Annotated in this window: 14 protein-coding genes; 4 read left to right on the top strand and 10 right to left on the bottom strand. The window is 71.6% G+C overall.

The genetic code is table 11. The features are described 5' to 3' along the window. Positions 1 to 38 precede the first annotated feature (38 nt). The 7 genes from JI751_RS05635 to JI751_RS05605 form a co-directional block, all read right to left on the bottom strand. Complete coding sequence (locus JI751_RS05635; protein ID WP_201934365.1) at positions 39 to 1,106, bottom strand: ABC transporter ATP-binding protein; 1,068 nt, start codon at positions 1,104 to 1,106, stop codon at positions 39 to 41. A gap of 8 nt (positions 1,107 to 1,114) precedes the next feature. Continuing rightward, entirely contained in the window at positions 1,115 to 2,182 is a 1,068-nt protein-coding gene (locus JI751_RS05630) for an ABC transporter ATP-binding protein (protein WP_201934363.1), read from the bottom strand. After that, the gene (locus JI751_RS05625; protein ID WP_201934362.1) at positions 2,182 to 3,090 is read right to left on the bottom strand and encodes a carbohydrate ABC transporter permease; all 909 of its coding nucleotides are present in this window, start codon (positions 3,088 to 3,090) and stop codon (positions 2,182 to 2,184) included. Before JI751_RS05625 ends, JI751_RS05630 begins: the two co-directional genes overlap by 1 nt. Further along, positions 3,090 to 4,028, bottom strand: coding sequence for a carbohydrate ABC transporter permease (locus tag JI751_RS05620; RefSeq protein WP_201934360.1), 939 nt, complete (start codon positions 4,026 to 4,028; stop codon positions 3,090 to 3,092). Before JI751_RS05620 ends, JI751_RS05625 begins: the two co-directional genes overlap by 1 nt. Before the next feature lie 9 nt (positions 4,029 to 4,037). Beyond that, positions 4,038 to 5,471: an extracellular solute-binding protein gene (locus tag JI751_RS05615; protein ID WP_201934358.1), complete on the bottom strand. Its 1,434-nt coding sequence runs from the start codon at positions 5,469 to 5,471 to the stop codon at positions 4,038 to 4,040. A gap of 83 nt (positions 5,472 to 5,554) precedes the next feature. Continuing rightward, a complete protein-coding gene (locus JI751_RS05610) occupies positions 5,555 to 7,030 on the bottom strand; it encodes an NAD-dependent succinate-semialdehyde dehydrogenase (protein ID WP_201934355.1) in 1,476 nt (491 codons plus the stop codon). Then, entirely contained in the window at positions 7,027 to 8,301 is a 1,275-nt protein-coding gene (locus JI751_RS05605; RefSeq protein WP_201934354.1) for an iron-containing alcohol dehydrogenase, read from the bottom strand. The genes JI751_RS05610 and JI751_RS05605 overlap by 4 nt, the downstream gene beginning before the upstream one ends. 149 nt (positions 8,302 to 8,450) lie before the next feature. Between JI751_RS05605 and JI751_RS05600 the strand changes: the two genes are divergently transcribed. From JI751_RS05600 to JI751_RS05585, 4 genes are all read left to right on the top strand, one after another. Beyond that, positions 8,451 to 9,194 carry a GntR family transcriptional regulator gene (locus JI751_RS05600; RefSeq protein WP_201934353.1) on the top strand — a complete coding sequence of 248 codons (744 nt, stop codon included), beginning with the start codon at positions 8,451 to 8,453 and terminating at the stop codon, positions 9,192 to 9,194. Between the two features lie 109 nt (positions 9,195 to 9,303). Next, a complete protein-coding gene (locus JI751_RS05595; protein ID WP_201934352.1) occupies positions 9,304 to 9,873 on the top strand; it encodes a DJ-1/PfpI family protein in 570 nt (189 codons plus the stop codon). Between the two features lie 19 nt (positions 9,874 to 9,892). Next, positions 9,893 to 10,729, top strand: coding sequence for an alpha/beta fold hydrolase (locus JI751_RS05590; protein ID WP_201934350.1), 837 nt, complete (start codon positions 9,893 to 9,895; stop codon positions 10,727 to 10,729). A 33-nt stretch (positions 10,730 to 10,762) separates the two neighbouring features. Further along, positions 10,763 to 12,922: an MMPL family transporter gene (locus JI751_RS05585; RefSeq protein ID WP_201934347.1), complete on the top strand. Its 2,160-nt coding sequence runs from the start codon at positions 10,763 to 10,765 to the stop codon at positions 12,920 to 12,922. Here JI751_RS05585 and JI751_RS21725 read toward each other — a convergent pair. From JI751_RS21725 to JI751_RS05570, 3 genes are all read right to left on the bottom strand, one after another. Further along, positions 12,892 to 14,256 (bottom strand): DUF4832 domain-containing protein, encoded by a 1,365-nt coding sequence (locus tag JI751_RS21725; RefSeq protein WP_201934339.1) that lies wholly within the window; start codon positions 14,254 to 14,256, stop codon positions 12,892 to 12,894. The genes JI751_RS05585 and JI751_RS21725 overlap by 31 nt on opposite strands. A 72-nt stretch (positions 14,257 to 14,328) precedes the next feature. After that, the gene (locus JI751_RS05575) at positions 14,329 to 16,512 is read right to left on the bottom strand and encodes a DUF5005 domain-containing protein (RefSeq protein ID WP_201934337.1); all 2,184 of its coding nucleotides are present in this window, start codon (positions 16,510 to 16,512) and stop codon (positions 14,329 to 14,331) included. A 58-nt stretch (positions 16,513 to 16,570) separates the two neighbouring features. Then, complete coding sequence (locus tag JI751_RS05570; RefSeq protein ID WP_201934335.1) at positions 16,571 to 18,049, bottom strand: NAD(P)/FAD-dependent oxidoreductase; 1,479 nt, start codon at positions 18,047 to 18,049, stop codon at positions 16,571 to 16,573. Positions 18,050 to 18,203: the final 154 nt, after the last annotated feature.

Raw genomic sequence — 18,203 nt, 5'->3', positions numbered from 1 at the left:
AGGTCTCACATCGGGTAGGTCCGTGCAGTCGGGGGCGGCTACCGGCCGGCCTCCGACAGCGCGAGACCGGTCCCGGCGTCGAACAGGTGCGCGCGGTCGAGGTCGACCGCCACGGCGAGCTGCTCGCCCGGCGTCCCGGTCACGCTGGGGCGGGCCTTGACCTTGACCATCTCCTCGCCCACCTTGACGTCGACGACGGTGCGGTCCCCGAGGGGCTCGAACCCGTAGAGCTCGCCCGGCAGGGACGCCTCGCTCCGCGTCTCGACCGACAGGTCCTCGGCGCGGAGACCGAGCATCAGGGGTCGTCCGTCCTCGGCGGTGGTCCAGCGCGGACGCGGCAGGGACCAGCCCTGGGCGCCGACCAGGCGGTCACCCTCGGCGTGGCAGGCGAGCAGGCTGATGCGGGGGCTGCCGACGAAGCCGGCGACCCACTGGTTGGCCGGCCGCTCGTAGACCTCGGTGGGGGTCCCGACCTGCTGCACCTTGCCCTCGCGGAGCACCGCGACCTGGTCGGCCATGGAGAGCGCCTCCACCTGGTCGTTGGTGACGTAGACGAAGGTGCCGCCCAGGCTGCGGTGGATCCGGGTCAGCTCGGTGCGCATCTCGACGCGGAGCTTGAGGTCGAGGTTGGTCAGCGGCTCGTCCATGAGGAACGCTCGCGGCCGTCGTACGAGCGCACGCGCCAGGGCGACGCGCTGCTGCTCACCGCCCGACATCTGCGACGAGCGCCGCTCGAGCAGCCGCTCGATGTGGAGGAGCTCCGAGACCTTCTGCACCGCTTCCTTGATCTCTCCCGACGACGCGCGACGGGCACGCAACGGCGAGGCGATGTTCTCGTACGCCGTCTTGCGCGGGTAGAGCGCGTAGCTCTGGAACACCATGGCCAGGTCGCGCGCGGCCGGGGTGTCGGCGGTGGCGTCGCGGCCGTCGAGGTGCACGGTGCCGCCGTCGAGCCTCTCGAGGCCGGCGATGGCGCGCAGGGTGGTCGTCTTGCCCGCGCCGGAGGGGCCCAGCACGACGAAGAACGAGCCGTCCGGGACGTCCAGCGTGACGCCGTCGAGGGCCTGCACCTCCCCGAACGACTTGCGCAGCTCGTGTGCTGCCACGGTTCCCATCAGGCCACCAGCTCTTCCGTGCTCACGTCGTAGACCGGCGGGGTCCCGCCGGCGTGCCGCAGCCCCACCGGGGCGTCCGGGGCGAACCGGACGGTCGGTGGCATCCGGACGCGGACGTCCCGAACGCCGCCGTGGTCGAGGACGTAGATGATCTCGTCGCCGAGCGCCTCCGCCGACACGACGCGCGCGGCCACCGTGCCGTCGGTCCCCGCTGCGGTGACCTCGAGCGCCTCCGGTCGTACGCCGGCGACCAGCGTGCGGTCGCGCGGCAGGCCGGGCGGCGGCGGGAGGACCAGGCCCCCGGCTCCACGCAACGCTCCCTCGGCGACCTCGACGTCGATGAGGTTCATCGGGGGCGAGCCGATGAACGAGGCACAGAAGAGGCTGGCCGGCCGGTCGTAGACCTCGAGCGGGGTGCCGACCTGCTCGACGCGTCCCTTGTTGAGGATCGCGATGCGGTGCCCGAGCGACATGGCCTCGACCTGGTCGTGCGTGACGTAGACCATCGTCGTTCCCAGCTCCGCCTGCAGGTGCTTGATCTCGGTGCGGGTGTCCGCCCGCAGCTCGGCGTCGAGGTTGGTCAGCGGCTCGTCCATCAAGAAGGCCTGCGGCCGGCGCACCAGCGCACGCGCCAGTGCCACGCGCTGCTGCTCGCCACCGGAGAGCCGGTGCGGGCGACGGTCGAGCAGCGGGTCGAGCTGCATCATCCGCGATGCCTCGGCGACCCGCTCGCGGACCTCCTTCTCCGGCAACCCCTCGGCGCGCAGCGGGAAGGCCAGGTTGTCCCGGGTCTTCAGGTGCGGGTAGAGGGCGTAGAACTGGAAGACCATCGCGATGTCGCGCTCGGCCGGGGGCAGGTCGTTGACCAACGTGCTCCCGATCCGGATGTCACCGGACGTCTGCCGCTCCAGGCCGGCCATCGCGCGCAGCGTCGTGGTCTTGCCGCAGCCGGAGGGGCCGAGCATCACGAAGAGCTCGCCGTCACCGATCGACAGGTCGACCTCCTCCACCGCGACGGTCCCGTCGGGGTAGCGCTTGTGCAGCTGGGTGACCTCGATGCCCGCCATCAGCGACGCACCGCCCCGAGGGTCACGCCGGCGACCAGGTGCTTGCGCACGAGGAAGGCAAAGACGAGGACGGGAAGGGCGAAGACCACCGCGGAGGCGGCCACCAGGCCCCAGTCCACGGTCGTGCCGCCGATGAGGCCGGCGATGGCGGGAGGAGCCGTACGGACCTCCTGGCTGGAGGTGAGGAAGATGGCGAACACGAACTCGTTCCAGGAGAAGATGAGGGCGAAGACCGCGGTCGCGGCGATGCCGGGCACGAGCAGGGGCAGGGTGAACTTCCGGAACGCCTGGAGCCGGGTGTAGCCGTCGAGCATCGCGGCGTCCTCGTACTCGGCGGGGACCTCGTCGACGAAGCCCTTCATCATCCAGATCGTGAACGGCACGTTGAACGCCGCGTAGATCAGGATGAGCCCGAGCTTGCTGTCGATGAGCCCGAGCTCGCGGTACATCAGGAAGATCGGGATGACCACGACGACGGGCGGCATGAAGCGGGTCGAGAGGATGAAGAACAGCTGGTCCTTCTTGGCCTTCAGGGTGAAGCGGGAGTAGGCCCAGGCCGCCGGCACGCCGAGCACGGTGGCCAGGATGGTCGAGGCACCGGCGACGATCACCGAGTTCAGGAACGAGCCGGACAGGTCCGACCTGCCGCCTCCCTGCGCGACGAACACGTCCTTGAAGTGCTGGAGGGTGAAGTCGAAGTTGAAGAACTTCGCCGGCACGGCGTAGACGTCGCGGTTCTCCTTGATGGACGTCTCGACCATCCACAGCACCGGGAAGAGCATCGCCACGGCCAGGGCCACGAGCAGCACGACCTCGATCACCCTGCGCGCCCGCCCTCCTCGGCGGCGCGCGGCAGGCGCGTCGTCCGTGACCGGGGCGGGCACGGCCTCGTCGATGGAGATGGCCATCAGCCCTCCTTGAGCTTGTTCAGGTAGCGCAGGTAGAACTGCGCCAGGACGATGACCACGAGGACCATGAGGATCCCGTAGGCGGAGGCGGTCCCGGTGTTGAAGCCGAGGAACGCGACCTTGTAGACGTGGAAGGACAGCGTCTCGGTGGAGACGCCTGGGCCGCCGCTGGTGAGGATGTAGACGAGGTCGAACAGCCGGAACGCCTCGATCGCACGGAACATGACCGCGATGAGCAGCAGCGGCCAGACCATCGGCAGGGTGATGTGCCGGAAGCGGAACCACTCGGAGGCACGGTCGATGGACGCGGCCTCGTACAGGTAGTTCGGGACCGCCGTGAGCCCGGCGAGCGCGATGAGCATGATGAACGGCGTCCACTGCCACGTGTCGACCACGATCAGCGAGAACAGCGCGGTCCGCTGCCGGGTGAGCCACTCCACCTGCCCGAAGCCCAGCGAGCCGAGCATCGAGTTGATCACGCCGAACTGGGCGTCCAGCATGAACTTCCAGAACAGCCCGACCACCACGGGCGAGAGCATCATCGGCACCAGGAACAGCGTCGTCAGCGCACCGCGACCTCGCGTGCGCCGCGAGATCAGGTAGGCGATCGAGAAGCCGAGCACGGTCTGGAGCAGCACCGCACCGACCACGTAGATCAACGTCGTCAAGGCACGCTTGTGCACCTCGGACGAGCCCAGGATGAGGCTGTAGTTGTCGAAGCCGACGAAGTTGGCGCCCGTGGCGCGGGTGGCCGAGTAGTCGGTGAAGGACAGGTAGAGCGCCCACAGCAGTGGGAACACGGACATCCCGAGCAGGAGCAGCAACGCAGGGGAGATGAACGCCACGGCCAGGCCGCGGTCGCTGAGACGGGGGGAACCCCCCGGTGCAGGAGTCGTCGAGGACGCCTCCTGCACCGGGCGGTCGGTCGTGGTGGTCATCGGGTCAGCTCACAGCCCGCCGCCGCCGTCGAGCACGCCCTGCTGCTGCTCGGCGATGTCGTTGAGTGCGTCCTCGGGGCTCTTGGCGCCGTTGAGCGCGGCGTTGACGTTGGTGTTCTCGATGTCGATGAGCTTGGCGTACTCCGGGACGTTCCACATGTCACGCATGCGGGCCACCGAGTCGGCGTAGACCTGGTTGAACGGACCGGCCTCGAGGAACTCCGGCGACTGGATGGCGTCGGTGCGCGACGGCACACCGCCGGCAGCGGCCCACTTCTTCTGGATGTCCTCCTGCTCGAACCACTTCATGAAGTTGAGCGCCTCGGCCTGCTGGGACTCCGAGACGTAGGCCGAGATGTGCATGCCCATCCCGCCGAGCGGGACGACGTCGGAGTCCTGCGTCGGGAGCGTCGCGAACCCGAGCTTGTCGAGGATCTCGTCCTCGGTGGTGCCGAGCGTCGACTGCGCCGGGTCGAGCAGGCCACCGGCGGCGGCGATCCACTGGAACGCGATGCAGGCCTTGCCCTGGGCGACCGCGGCGTTGGTCTCGTCGATGAACCAGTTGCCGGAGCCCTTGGCGGTCAGCGGCTTCATCTCGTTGACCAGGACGTCCATCGCCTTCTGGCCGGCCTCGTCGTTGATGACGCCCTCGATCTGCTTGTCGGCCGAGTTCCACAGGTTGCCGCCGTAGACACCGTTGACGGTGTTGTAGGTGACGGCGGCGGCGTCGGAGCCGTTGGCCTGGTGGAAGGCGAGGCCGCTGACGCCCGGGTTCTCGTCCTGGCACTTCTGGGCGGTGTCGATCATCTCGTCCCAGGTCTCCGGCGGCTCGTCGCCGATGAGGTCCTTGCGGTAGATCATCGTCCAGGTGTCACCGAGGAGGGGCAGGCCGTAGAGGCTGGCGTCCTCGTCGCGCTGACCGGTCTCGGCCTGGGGGTACTGGCCGTACGCAGCGAGCAGGTAGGGGTCGTAGGCGTCGACGTCGATGTTCTCGTTCACGAAGTCGGTGATGTCGAGGATGTTGCCGTTGGTGACGGCCTCGCCGATGTGCTGCGAGTCGAGGATCGCGATGTCGAAGTCGGTCTGCTGGGCCGCGAACTGCGTGAACATCGCGTCGTGCCAGTTGGCGTTGGGGACCGTGTTGACCTCGATGGTCACGTTGGGCCGCTCCTTGGTGTACTCCGCGTTGGCGAAGTCCTCCAGCGCCTGCGCGGGCGGCCACTCGAACCAGACGAAGCTGAGGGTCGTCGGGTCGTCGGAGAGCTCGGGAACGGTTGCCGGGGCCTTCGGGCCGCCGGCCGCCGGGGTGCCTCCGTCGTCGTCGCCGTCGTCGCCACCACCTCCGCACGCGGCGAAGGTCGTTGCCACGAGGAGCGCTGCCGTCGCCAGCCGCACCTTCCGGCCGGGGAGGGACGAGAGTCCCGCTCGCTTCGAGTACCGCATCTGTTCTCCTGCTTCCTGCATCGGGGGATCGGTTGGTTGGTGCTCTGCCCGAGGGTGGTGCTGGGTTCGTGGGGTCTCGCCGGTCACCAGGACGTCGCGATGTAGTGGGCCTCCATGAACTCGAGGAGGCCCTCCGTGCTGCCCTCGCGGCCGAGCCCGCTCTGCTTGGTGCCGCCGAAGGGTGCGGCCGGGTCCGAGACCAGCCCGCGGTTCAGGCCGACCATGCCGCTCTCCATCTGCTCGGCCATGCGCAGGCCGCGGGCGAGGTCGGCGGTGTAGAGGTAGCTGACGAGGCCGAAGACCGTGTCGTTGACGAGCGGGAGGACGTCCTGCTCCCGCTCGAACCGGACGACCGGCGCGACGGGTCCGAAGACCTCCTCGTGCAGGATCCGCGCGTCGTGCGGCACGTCGACGAGGACGGTGGGCGGGTAGAAGTGGCCCTGCCCCCCGGCGGGGGCTCCCCCGAGCAGCGCCCGGGCGCCGCGGTCGAGGGCGTCGCGCACGAGCTCGTCGACCTTGCGGACGGCAGCGTCGTTGATGAGCGGCCCGCACTGGGTGGCCTCGTCGCTGCCCGGCCCCATCCTGACGTCGCCCATCCGGGCGACGAGGCCCTCGACGAAGGCGTCGTGGACGGCGTCGGCCACGAAGAAGCGGTTGGCAGCGGTGCACGCCTGGCCGCCGTTGCGCATCTTGGCGACCATCGCGCCCTCGACCGCCGCAGGGATGTCGGCGTCCTGGAGGACAACGAAGGGGGCGTTGCCGCCGAGCTCCATGCCGCACTTGAGGACGTTCTCCGCCGCCGTGCGCAGCAGCACGCGGCCCACCTCGGTCGACCCGGTGAACGACACCATCCGCACCCGGCTGTCGGTGAGCATGGACTCGACGACCGGACCGGGCGTGGACGTGGTGACGACGTTGAGCACGCCGTCGGGCAGCCCGGCCTCCTCGAGGATCGCCGCCACCGCCAGCGCGGTGAGCGGCGTCTCGGCGGCCGGCTTCAGCACGGCCGTGCATCCTGCCGCCAGCGCCGGCCCGATCTTGCGGGTCGCCATCGCGGCGGGGAAGTTCCAGGGGGTGACCAGGACGCTCACCCCGACGGGCTGGTAGCCGACCACCAGTCGGTTCGCGCCGCTCGGCGACCACCCGAGGTGGCCGTGCAGGCGTACGCCCTCCTCGGCGTACCACCGGAAGAACTCCGCCGCATAGGCGACCTCGCCGCGTGCGTCGGCCAGCGACTTCCCGTTCTCGAGGCTGATGAGCAGGGCGAGCTCCTCGCTCCTGCTCTGCATGAGGCCGAAGGCCCGCATCAGGAGGTCGGCGCGTGCGCGCGGGCTGGTCGCGGCCCAGTCGGCCGCCGCACCGGCAGCGGCGGCGACGGCGGCGCGTGCGTCGTCCACGTCAGCGTCCGCCACCGAGGCGAGCACGGAACCGGTCGACGGGTCGTTGACCTCGATCCGGCGTCCGCTCGCGGCGGGGCGCCACTCGCCTGCGACGAACAGCTCCGTCGGCACGTCGATCGCGTCCAGCACCGGCGCCAGTGGCGCGTCCACGGTCGTCATCGGCCGTCCGCCGTCGTCGCAGCAGAGGCACCGGCCAGGACGGGGGCCGCGTCGCGCAGCGCACCCCGGTCGCCGGAGTGCGCGGCCCGCACGATCTGCTCCAGCGCGTCGACGTCCAGCGGGCGGGGGTTGTTGGTGACCAGCCGTTCGGCGAGGAGCGCCTGCTCGGCGGTCCACCGCAGCCGATCGGCCGGCAGGCCGAGGTCCGCGAGCGTGCGCGGCACCTCGACGGCGGCGAGCAGGTCCGCGACCCTCTGGATCGCCTCGTCGGCCAGGTCCTCGGGCGAGGAGTCGGGCGAGGCGCCCATGGCGAGCGCGACGGTGGCCAGCTCCGGGATCCGGGAGGGTCGGTTGAACTCCATGACGTAGGGCAGGAGGCAACCGACACCGATACCGTGGGGGGTGTGGGTGATCGCACCCACCGGGTACTGGATGGCGTGCGCCGCTGCGGTGCCGGCCGTGCCGAGGGCGAACCCGCCGGCGGTGGCCCCCAGCATCATCGCCTCGCGGGCCTCCATGTCCGTCGGGTCCGACCAGGCGCGGAAGAGGCTCCCGGCGATGAGCCGGATGCCGAGCAGCGCGAAGGTGTCGGCGATCTCGCTCTTGCCGACGAAGACGCGCTCCGTGGCGAGCTCGGGGCTCACCGGGCGGCGTACGGCCGTGAACGCCTCGATGGCGTGCGACAGGGCGTCGGCACCGGCACTGGCCGTGAGGCCGGGCGGGCAGCCGAGGGTGAGCTCGGGGTCGCACAGCGCCGTGTGCGGGATCAGGAACGGGCTGGAGATGCCGACCTTGCTCGTGCGCTCCGGGTCGGTGAGCACCGCGACCGGGGTCACCTCCGAGCCGGTGCCCGCGGTCGTGGGCAGGGCGACGACCGGCAGGACCGGACCCGGGACGCGCATCTCGCCGTAGTAGTCGGACGGCTGCCCCCCGTGGGTGAGGACGACGGCCACGGCCTTGGCCAGGTCGATGCAGCTGCCACCGCCCATGCCGACGACCACGTCCGGCGAGACCCGGCTCGCGAGCTCGGCACACTCCCCGACCTGGTGGACGGGCACGTCGGGCAGCACCTCGGTGAACGCGGTGACCCGGACACCGGCCTGCTCGAGGAGCCGCACCAGGTCGGCGAACTCGGGGGTGCTGCCGAACCGGGCGTCGGTGACGACCAGGGCGTGGGATCCCAGGGCGGCCGTGACCCGTCCGAGCGCGGCTCGTTGACCGGCTCCGAAGAGGACCTGTTGCGGTCCACGTAGGACGGCGAGCATGCTCATGGACACTCCGGGGGATCGAGAAGCACGGGAAGGACCGGCTCATCGCTCTGTGCGATCTGCCATTTCCTATAGGATCTGATCGGTGATCATGAGGCATGCGTCACACCGTGTCAACACGGACGACCATTCGAGGAGAGGAACCTCACGACGTGGACGAAGGATCACTCAGCGAGGCAGGCAACCGGTCCAGTCCGGACCACACCCATCTGGCGCGCCGCCGCGGCCGCATGGCCGACGAGGTGTACGACACCCTCCTCGGGCAGCTGATGTCCCTGCGGATCGTGCCCGACTCGCGCGTCACCATCGACGCACTCGCACGTGAGCTCGGCGTCTCCCAGACACCGATCCGCGACGCGCTGAACCGGATGGAGGCCGATGGCCTGGTCGTGCGGGTCCCGCACGCCGGCTACCGCATCCCTCCGCAGATCACGCGGGAGCGGTTCGAGGACATGGTCGACCTGCGCCTCCTGCTCGAGCCGGCCGCCGCGAGGCGCGCTGCTGAGCGTGCCTCCGCGGAGCAGGTGGCCGCGTTGCGCCGGATGCTGGAGGAGATGGCCGACCTGGTGCAGGGCGACAACCACCTCGCCTACGGCACCTTCGGACTGCGGGACGCGGCCTTCCACGACCTCATCGCCGAGACCGCCGGCAACCAGCTCGTGCGCGAGGCGCTGGCGCGGCTGCACACCCACGTCCACCTGTTCCGCCTGGTCTTCGACACCGAGGTCACCTACGCCGCCATGGGCGAGCACGACGAGGTGCTCGCCGCCGTGGCGGCCTGCGAGCCCGACGCCGCGGCGTACGCCATGCGCCGCCACATCCTGCTCTCGCGCGACCGCTTCCGCCGGCTCTTCGACGGGGGGACGAACGACACCTGGGTCGGCGAGGAGGCTTGACGCGGCGCGCCCCGAGCCGCCACTGTTGTCAGCCGGACCAAAATCAAATCCGATCTGATCTGACCCGATGGGGGCCAGTTCACTCACCCTTTCGTGCGAGGAGACCGAGTTGCCCAGAGCGCTGCTCATGACCGGCGATGCCGCCGAAGAGCTCGACACCATGTACCCCTACTACCGCGTGCGCGAGGGCGGGTGGGACGTCGACGTCGCCAACCTCACGACCCGCGACGTGCAGCTCGTGATCCACGAGTTCGACCCCAACTCCGACGCCTACGTCGAGAAGAACGGGCGCAAGCTCCCCGTCGACCTCACGTGGGCCGAGGTCGACGTCGAGCGCTACGACGCACTGATCATCCCCGGCGGCCGCGCACCGGAGTGGATCCGGACCGACGCGGACGTCCGCCGGATCACCGAGCACTTCTTCGCCCGCGACCTGCCGATCGCGCTCGTGTGCCACGGGGCACAGGTGCCCGCGGTCTACGGGCTGCTGAAGGGTCGCAAGACCGCGTGCTTCCCGCCGATCACCGGGGACATGGAGAACGCCGGCGCGACGGTCATCGACGCGCCCGACGTCGTCGACGGCAACCTGGTCTCGTGCCGGGGCTGGCCCGACATGCCGTGGTTCGGCCGGGCGATGATGGAGCTGTTCGACAAGTCGATCGACTCCGCATCGTCATGAGCTCCCCCGACGTACGTCGGTGACGTCCACCCGCACCCTCGACGTCCTGGGCCACCCCGTCCGCCTCCTCGAGGGGGGCGACGGCCCTGCGGTGCTGCTCCTCCACGGCTCCGGACCCGGCACCACCGGGTCCGGGGCGTGGGGAGCCACCGTCGAGGCCCTCGGCACGTCGTGGCGCCTCGTCGCGCCCGACCACGCCGGCTTCGGTGGATCCGCCCTCCCTCCGGGTTCGAGGGGCGGGCTGCAGGTGTGGACGGACCGGGCAGCCGGGCTGATGGACGCCCTCGGCGTGGGCTCCTTCGCCGTCGTCGGCCACTCGATGGGCGGGGCCGTCGCCCTCGCGCTCGCCGCCTCGCTCCCGGACCGCGTGACCCAGGTCGTGGCCGTGTCCACGTTGGGCGCGCCCGGGGCTCCCCTGTCCGACGACCTCGACGCCCTGTGGGCGGCCAGGCCCGGTGTCGACGGTGCCCGCGACATGCTGGAGCGGCTCCTGCTCGACCGGTCCCTGGTGACACCGGACGCCGTCGATGCGCGAGCACGGGCGATGGTCGACGGCGCCTCCGCCTTCGACACCCTGTTCCCTCCCCCGCGGCAACGCTGGGTCGACGACCTCACCCTGTCCGAGGAGGCACTCGCGGCCGTACGGGCTCCGGTGCTCCTGGTGCACGGCGCCGACGACGGCGTCACTCCCCTCGCGACCGCGGCTCTCCCCCTCCTCGGCCTGCTCCACGATGTACGACTGCACGTCCTCGGGAGGTGCGGGCACGTGCCCAGCGTCGAGCATCCCGGCGAGTTCCGCCGGGTCGTGTCGTCGTTCCTCCACCACGCACGCGCGCCGCGCACCGACGCGACCTGAGACCACCCCCACCCCCGAGAGAGCGAGCCGCGCGTGCTGGACCGGCTGGGGCAGTGGCTGCACCGACGACGGGGTGTCGTCCTGTCCGTCTGGGCCGTCGTGGTCGTCGCCGGCGCGGTCCTCGGCGGCACGGTGTTCGACAGGGCCGAGGACGTGGGGCTGCGCGCCGGTGCCGAGTCGACGCGGGTCGACCAGCGGCTCGACGAGGTCGATCCCGAGGGCCGTCGGCTGGTCGTGCTGCTCGCCGGTGCCGATCCCGTCGACGCGGCCACGAGCGAGGCTGCGGCCCAGGTCATCCAGCCCCTGCGTGAGCTCCCGGGCGTCGCCGACCTCCGGGACCCCTGGACCACGAGCTCCTACGACCTGGTCGCCGGCGACCGCAGCAGCGCTCTGGTGGAGGTGGAGCTCGATCCCGCGCTCGACGACGAGGCCGCACTCGCCCTGGCCGACCGGATCACCGCGGCGCTGCGGACCACTCCCTTCCCCGAGGTCGCCGCGGGCGGGGACCTCCTGGCCGAGCGGACCTTCACCGACCAGGCGGTCCAGGACGCCGCGCGCGGGGAGGGTGTCGCCCTCGTGGTGGTCACGCTCCTGCTGGTGGTCGCGCTCGGCGGCGTCGTGGTGGGGGTCCTGCCCGTCCTGACGGCTCTCGCGGCCGTCGCCGGATCCCTGCTCGCCCTCGTGGCGGTGGCCGACCTGTGGTCGGTCAGCGACTTCGCGGTCAATGTCGTCACGGTGCTGGCGCTGGGACTGTGCGTGGACTACTGCCTCCTCGTGCTCGCCCGGTACCGCGAGGAGCGCGCCGCGGCCGGCCCCGAACCCGACGCGGCGGTCGTGCTCGGCCGGACCCTCGCGACGGCCGGTCACACCGTGCTGGTCTCCGGGGCCACCGTCGGGATCTCGCTCGCCGCTCTGCTGCTGCTCGACGACCCGCTGCTCTCGGGGATGGCGACCGGTGGTGTCGTGGCCGTGGCAGTGGTGACCGCGGCGGCCCTGACCCTCGCGCCGGCGCTCCTGACCGTGTGCTCGTCGCGGATCCCGGCCGACGGACGCAGGCCACGAGGAGCGGTCGCCCGCGCCCCCGGGCGAACGCTCCTCGCCCGGCTCGCCGGCGTGGCGCAGGCGAGACCGTGGCCGGTCCTGCTGGTGTCGGCCGGACTCCTCGTCGTGCTGTCCCTCCCGCTGCTCGGGCTCCAGGTCGGTGCCTCGGACGCGCGCTCACTGCCGCCGGGCAGCGAGGCGCGCACGGTCGTGGAGGTGGTCGAGCGTGACTACCCCGACATCAGGACCGCACCGGTCGACCTGCTCGTCGACGCGCCGCTGGGCGACGCCCGCCTGACCACGCTCACCGAGCAGGTGACGGCGCTGCCTGACGTCAAGGACGTCGTGGTGCGCGACGGGCTGCCCGACGGCTGGAGCCGCTTCTCGCTGGTCCCCCGCGGCACCACCAGCGGACCAGCAGCGCAGCGGGTCGTGGACGACGTACGCATGCTCGGTGACGGGCTCGACGTGCAGGTCGGCGGACCGGCGGCCGAGCTCGTCGACGCCCGAGCGGCGCTGGCGGCCCGGTTGCCCTGGGCCGTCGCCGCGGTGGTCCTCGTTGCCGGTCTCCTCCTGCTCCGCCTCACGGCGTCACCCGTCGTGGCGCTCAAGACGCTCCTGCTCAACCTGCTCTCGCTCACCGCCACCCTCGGCGTGGTGACCCTGGTGTTCCAGCACGGGTGGGGTGGACCGCTGCTCGGCGGCACCGCGACCGGCACGCTGGACCTCACCTCGCCGCTGCTGCTCTTCATGTTCGCCTTCGGGCTCTCGATGGACTACCACCTCTTCCTCGTGTCCCGCATCAAGGAGGAGTGGGACGCGCGCGCGACCGGGCACGGCTCGCGGCGCGACAACGACGCTGCCGTCCTCGCCGGGATCACGGCATCAGGGCCGGTCGTCACGCTCGCGGCGCTCGCCATCTCGGTGGTCTTCATCGGCTTCGCGGCGGGACAGCTGGTCGCCGTCAAGGAGGTCGGCGTCGGCATGACCGTGGCCATCGCACTCGACGTCACCGTGGTGCGCGGCCTGCTGCTCCCGGCTGCCATGACGCTGCTGGGCGAGCGCAACTGGTGGCGTCCGGGGCTCGGCACCCGCAGGACGGGGACCGAGGGAGTCGCGGCTCAGCGCACCGAGACCGAGCCCACGCGGTAGGCGCCGGACGAGGTCCGGCCGCGGTTGGCGAGGTACATCGGCGCGGAGTAGCCGCTGGGGTCGACGACGCTGACGGAGACGTCGTACCGCCCCTTCCTCAGGCTCGGTACGGCGACACGGGTCCGGCTGCTCGACGAGTCGGTGACCCCGCGCAGCTGGTCGCCCAGCGACACGGTCGTCGCCCTCCCCTTGCGGGTGAGGGTGAGCTGCACGTCCCAGCGGTCGTACGTCGGCGCGCTCCCCTGGTTCAGCCACGACGTCCGCACGGCCACCTTGCCATCGGCCTCGATCCGGCGCGGGAGGGTGAGCGAGCGGAGGCGGAGGCGGTAGCCGGCCGTCGCGACCGCGGTGGCGTACGCCGACCGCTGCGGGGGCGTGAGCGTGTCGAAGGTCCAGGGCATGTTGCTCGACGACAGCGTCGAGACGTGGAACTGACGCACCTGCTTCGCGCCGAGCACGGGGTCGGCCCGGGTGCACCACTCGGAGAAGAACGGGCGGGTCTTCCAGACCTTCTGCAGCCGCCTGTCGACGGCGACCATCGAGTACATGTCCGGGCAGCCGAGGCTGTCGGTGCGGATGCCGAGGTTCGGGTTGGCCTCCAGCGCGGCCAGGGTGAAGTCGACCGAGGTCATCGTGTTGATCAGGACGTGCTTGGTCGGGAACGCCGAGGTCACCGCCTCCACGACCGCGAGGCCATTGGGCTCGGCGATCCCCGCGCCGGTGTCGACGTGCCACTCGCCGTAGCTGCCGTAGCCGCCGACGTCGACGTAGCCAAGCCGCGGGTCGTCGCCGTAGCGGCGCCCGAGCTCGGCCATCAGCTCCTGCCACTGGGCGAGGAAGGCCGGGGAGTTCCAGTCGGGGACGGCGGTGCCGGGCTGGAGCGGGACGAACGACGGCGTGACCGCCGGGAAGTCCGAGCGGTAGTTCATCCAGCAGCCCGGGCAGTAGGCGAGCACCCGGAAGCCGAACTTGCCGCCGCGGGCACCCGCGTCGGCCAGCCCCTGGTCGATCAGGGAGAAGTCCCAGGCGTTGTCGGACGGCTCGATACGGCCCCAGTAGACCTGGTCGCGGTAGTAGACGTCGTTGGACGTCACCGTCGACGGCGTCGGGTCGGTGCCGAACCAGCGGTACTGCCCGCGCAGCGGGTTGGGGAGGTCGACGCCCACGCTCGCAGGTGCGAGGGCGAAGGTCTTCTGCGCGCGCTTGCCCGACGGGGCCGACTGGGCCGTGGCGGACGACGGGCCGAGGACCGCGGTGGCCAGGCAGGCGACCGCCACGAACGTCGCGAGGGCGCGCGCGGCCACCCACGTCGTAGGACGGTCTCGATCGGTCACGGACGCAAGTGTGCGCGAGACCAAGGATCACCGCAGGAATACCCAAGGATCCGTCAAGCCCAGCGTCCTTCGTCAGGGCAGCGTGACCCGCAGGAAGTGGGGTCGGTAGAGGAGCGGGTCCTCCAGCACCTCACCGAAGTCGGTGCTGTTGCGGCTGTAGGAGACGACCATCGTGCCGGGTCTCGGCAGCAGGTCGGGGTGGGCGAGCGGCATGTAGCGGAGCAGCCCGGAGGCAGCGTCGGACGGGAGCTGGGCCAGCGCCGGCTGCCGCGTGAACGGGCCGGTCGGTCCGGGAGCGGTCCAGACGGTGAGGTCGGTCCCGAGCACCTCGTCCCGCTTGCTGAGGGCGTACCAGGTGCCATCGACCTCGAAGACGCTGAGCGTCTGCGACACGCCACCCTCGGACGGGATCAGCGTCGCCGCGTCGGCGGCGCGCGACGACCACGACGTCCCGTCCCAGTAGCGCCACCTGGTCTCGTCGAGGAGGTCGTCGGGACGGACGCGCGCGACGTGGAGGGCGTAGCCGAAGATCCCCGCGGTGTCGGGCCGGGAGGTGCCGTAGAGGTAGACCCACGGGTCGGCGGCGGAGGTGACGAGCGACGCGGCGCCCCACGTGGGACGGCCGGGATCGGCGTCGTCCGGTCCGATGTCGCGCTGGTCCACGAGCTGGGGCGGCTGCCCGGCCGGGACGACGAAGACCGCGATGGAGGTGCCGAGGTTCTCGAAGTCGAAGACACCCGAGCCCACCGTGCGGACCCGCTGGGCGGCGACGGCGACCAGGTCGTAGCCGGGTCGCTCCACCCTGCCGATCGACATCGGCCAGTAGCCGACCCGCGCAGCCGCCGCGCCAGACCCACCCGCCGGGCTCGGGCGGTCGGGGATCACGGCGCCGCGGTCGGCCGGCAGCACCACGCTCAGGCAGTCGGGACCGATGACGAGCATCGAGTTGCGGACCAGGCCCTGGCCGCCGAAGTCGCCCCCGCGCAGGGTGTCGCCGAAGACCCACAGCCGGCGGCCGTCCTGGAGCTGCACGTCGGCGCCGACGTCGCCACCCCGGAAGGCGGCGCTCCCGCGCAGCCGACCGGCCACCCGGTTGAGGTCGCCCACGGTCCGCAGCCGACCGGTGGCCAGGCACCTGGTCTCCGTGGCCTGGGACGGCAGGTCCGCCGTCGCGGCCGTGTCGTCGGGCACCAGCACTGCTCCACCGATCAGGAGAGCCGCGACCGGCACCACCGCGGCGAGGACGGCCCAGGTGCGCCCGCCCAGGCCGGCGTACGACGACGAGGTGTCCGGCACCTCGCCGGTCCACCGCCGCACCCAGCGGGCCGACAGGAGCGCGAGCACGGCCACCGTCGTCCAGGCGAGGAGGACGAGCGCCGGCTGCAGCAGGTGTGACCCGCCGAAGAGCACGAGCGAGTCGACGCCCTCGAACGCGGCGCCGCTCGGCGACCAGGTCGCCAGCCGCGCCCAGGAGGTCGGCAACAGGTGCGGGTCCGTCCGGGCCAGCAGCGGCGCGGTCAGCCCGAGGCCGGCCACCGCCGCGACCACCAGGCCGGACCGACCGAACATCGACTGGAGCGCGAGGGCCAGCAGGGAGACGGCGAGCACGTGCAGGGTCACCACCGGCGTCGCGAGGGCCGGCAGCCCGAGGAGGACGACCGCCCCACCACCCACGACCAGCGACGCGACACCCACCAGGAGGGCACGGCGTACGCCTGCGCCCAGGCTCGCCGCGACGGGTCCACGCCGGGCAGCGACCACGGCTGCCAGCGCGAGTCCGGCCAGGGTCGAGGCGAGGGCCAGCAGGCGCGCACCGCCGGCGCCGATGGGGCCTGTGGGACCCACCCGCTCGACCACGATCGTGCGGTCGCGGGTCGCCTCCGTGCGGTCGACCCGTTCGGTGACGGCGCGGGCGAGGGCGGGGTCGGCCCCCGCGTGGAGGACGAGGGTGTCCTCGGTGCCGCGGAGGTCGACCAGCAGCGTGGCCACCACCGAGCCGTCGGCCACCCGGCCGCGGGAGGCGGTCGCGTCGTCCTCGGCGACGGCGCTCGCGGCGAACGGGTGGCCGGCGAGCGACTCCGCCTGCTCGGCCAGCGACTCGGCGACCAGCGCCGGGGCGACCACCTCGACCGGGACGTCGTGGGGGCCGCCCGCGCGCGGGTCGCGGACCAGAGCGCCGAGGAGCACGAGCTCTCCCAGCACGAGCAGGACGCAGGCGAGCACCGCCGGCCGGCGGAGCAGGCGCACCATGGGCATCACGGCAGCGTCACGGGGGCGTCACGGCAGGGTCAACGGCGGCGTCACCACCGTAGGGTCAGCTGCTGACGCCCTCGGTGGCCACGCCGCGTACGCCCGAGTCGGTGAGCTCGGCCTCGCGGGCCGCGGCCGCCTCCAGCTCCTGGCGGCGGGTCTCCTCCATCATCGCGCGCGTCGCGTCGTAGATGCCCGGGTCGGACACCAGGTCGGCGGCACCACGCCGCAGCCGCGCGAGCGCCGCACGAGCGAAGATCTGCTGCTCGGTGGTCGTCCGCTCGGAGCGGTTGTTGCTGATGAAGGTGATCGCCCAGCGCATCAGCGCCGACACCTGGTTCTTGAAGCCGGTGAGGTAGACGAGGTGCACGCCGAGCCACATCAGCCAGGCGATGATGCCGGTGAGCCGGAGCTTGCCGACCATCGCGACCGCGCGGAAACGGCTGATGATCGCCATCGACCCCTTGTCGAAGTACTTGAACGGCTCCTGGGGCTGCTTGCCCTCGAGGCGGTTGCGGATCTCCTTGGCGGCGTACTTGGCGCCCTGGATCGCGACCTGCGCGACGCCCGGGAGGTTGTCGAGGGCGATCATGTCGCCGACGACGAAGACCTCGGGGTGGCCCGGCAGCGTGAGGTCGGGGTTGACGCCGATCCGTCCCGCACGGTCGAGCGGCGCACCGGACTGCTCCGACAGCGTCTTGCCGAGCGGGTTGGCCTGCACGCCGGCGGCCCAGATCTTGGCGACCGAGTTGATCCGCTCGACGCGCCCGTCCTTGAACTTCACCTCGAGTCCGCGCTCGTCGACCTCGGTGACCATGCCGCCGAGCATCACCTCGACGCCGAGCTTCTCGAGCTCCTTCTTCGCCTTCTCGCCGAGCTTGGCGCCGAAGGGCGGCAGCACCTGGGGTGCCGCGTCGACGAGGACGACCCGCGCCTGGCGGGTGTTGATCGCGCGGAAGTCCTTCTTGAGCGTCCGGTGCGCGAGCTCGGCGATCTGGCCGGCCATCTCCACACCGGTCGGGCCGGCGCCGACGACGACGAACGTCAGCAGGTGGTCGACGTCGTCGCCGCGCGTCGCACCGAGCTCGGCCATCTCGAAGGCGCCGAAGATCCGGCCGCGCAGCTCGAGTGCGTCGTCGATGCTCTTCATGCCGGGCGCGAACTCGGCGAAGTGGTCGTTGCCGAAGTAGGACTGGCTGGCACCGGCCGCCACGAGCAAGGAGTCGTACGACGTCACCGTGTCGCGGCCCAGCACCTGCGAGGTGACCGTGCGGGCCTCGAGGTCGATGCCGGTGACCTCGCCCAGGATCACCCGGGCGTTGTCCTGGCCGCTGAGGACCTCGCGGGTCGGCGGGGCGATCTCGCCCTCGGACAGGATGCCGGTCGCCACCTGGTAGAGCAGGGGCTGGAAGAGGTGGTGCGTGGTCTTCGCGATCACCGTGACGTCGACGTCGGCGCGGCGGAGGGCCTTCGTTCCGAAGAGGCCGCCGAAGCCGGAACCGATCACGACCACCCGGTGTCGCGGGGCCTGCGTGGTGCTCATCGGAGCTCCTTGGGGTCGGGTTGCACACCTCATGCTGACGCTGGAAGACCATTCTCCTCCCGGCCCGACCAGCAGGCGAAACGCCGGGAACGTCTCGTTGCTCACATCCACTACCCGGACCTGCGAGAAACTATGGTGATGGTCGAGGTTTGAA

It is taken from the genome of Nocardioides baculatus (genome assembly GCF_016735675.1).
GTDB classification, from domain to species: Bacteria; Actinomycetota; Actinomycetes; order Propionibacteriales; family Nocardioidaceae; genus Nocardioides; species Nocardioides baculatus.
This window is presented reverse-complemented; position numbering and strand designations above follow the sequence as displayed.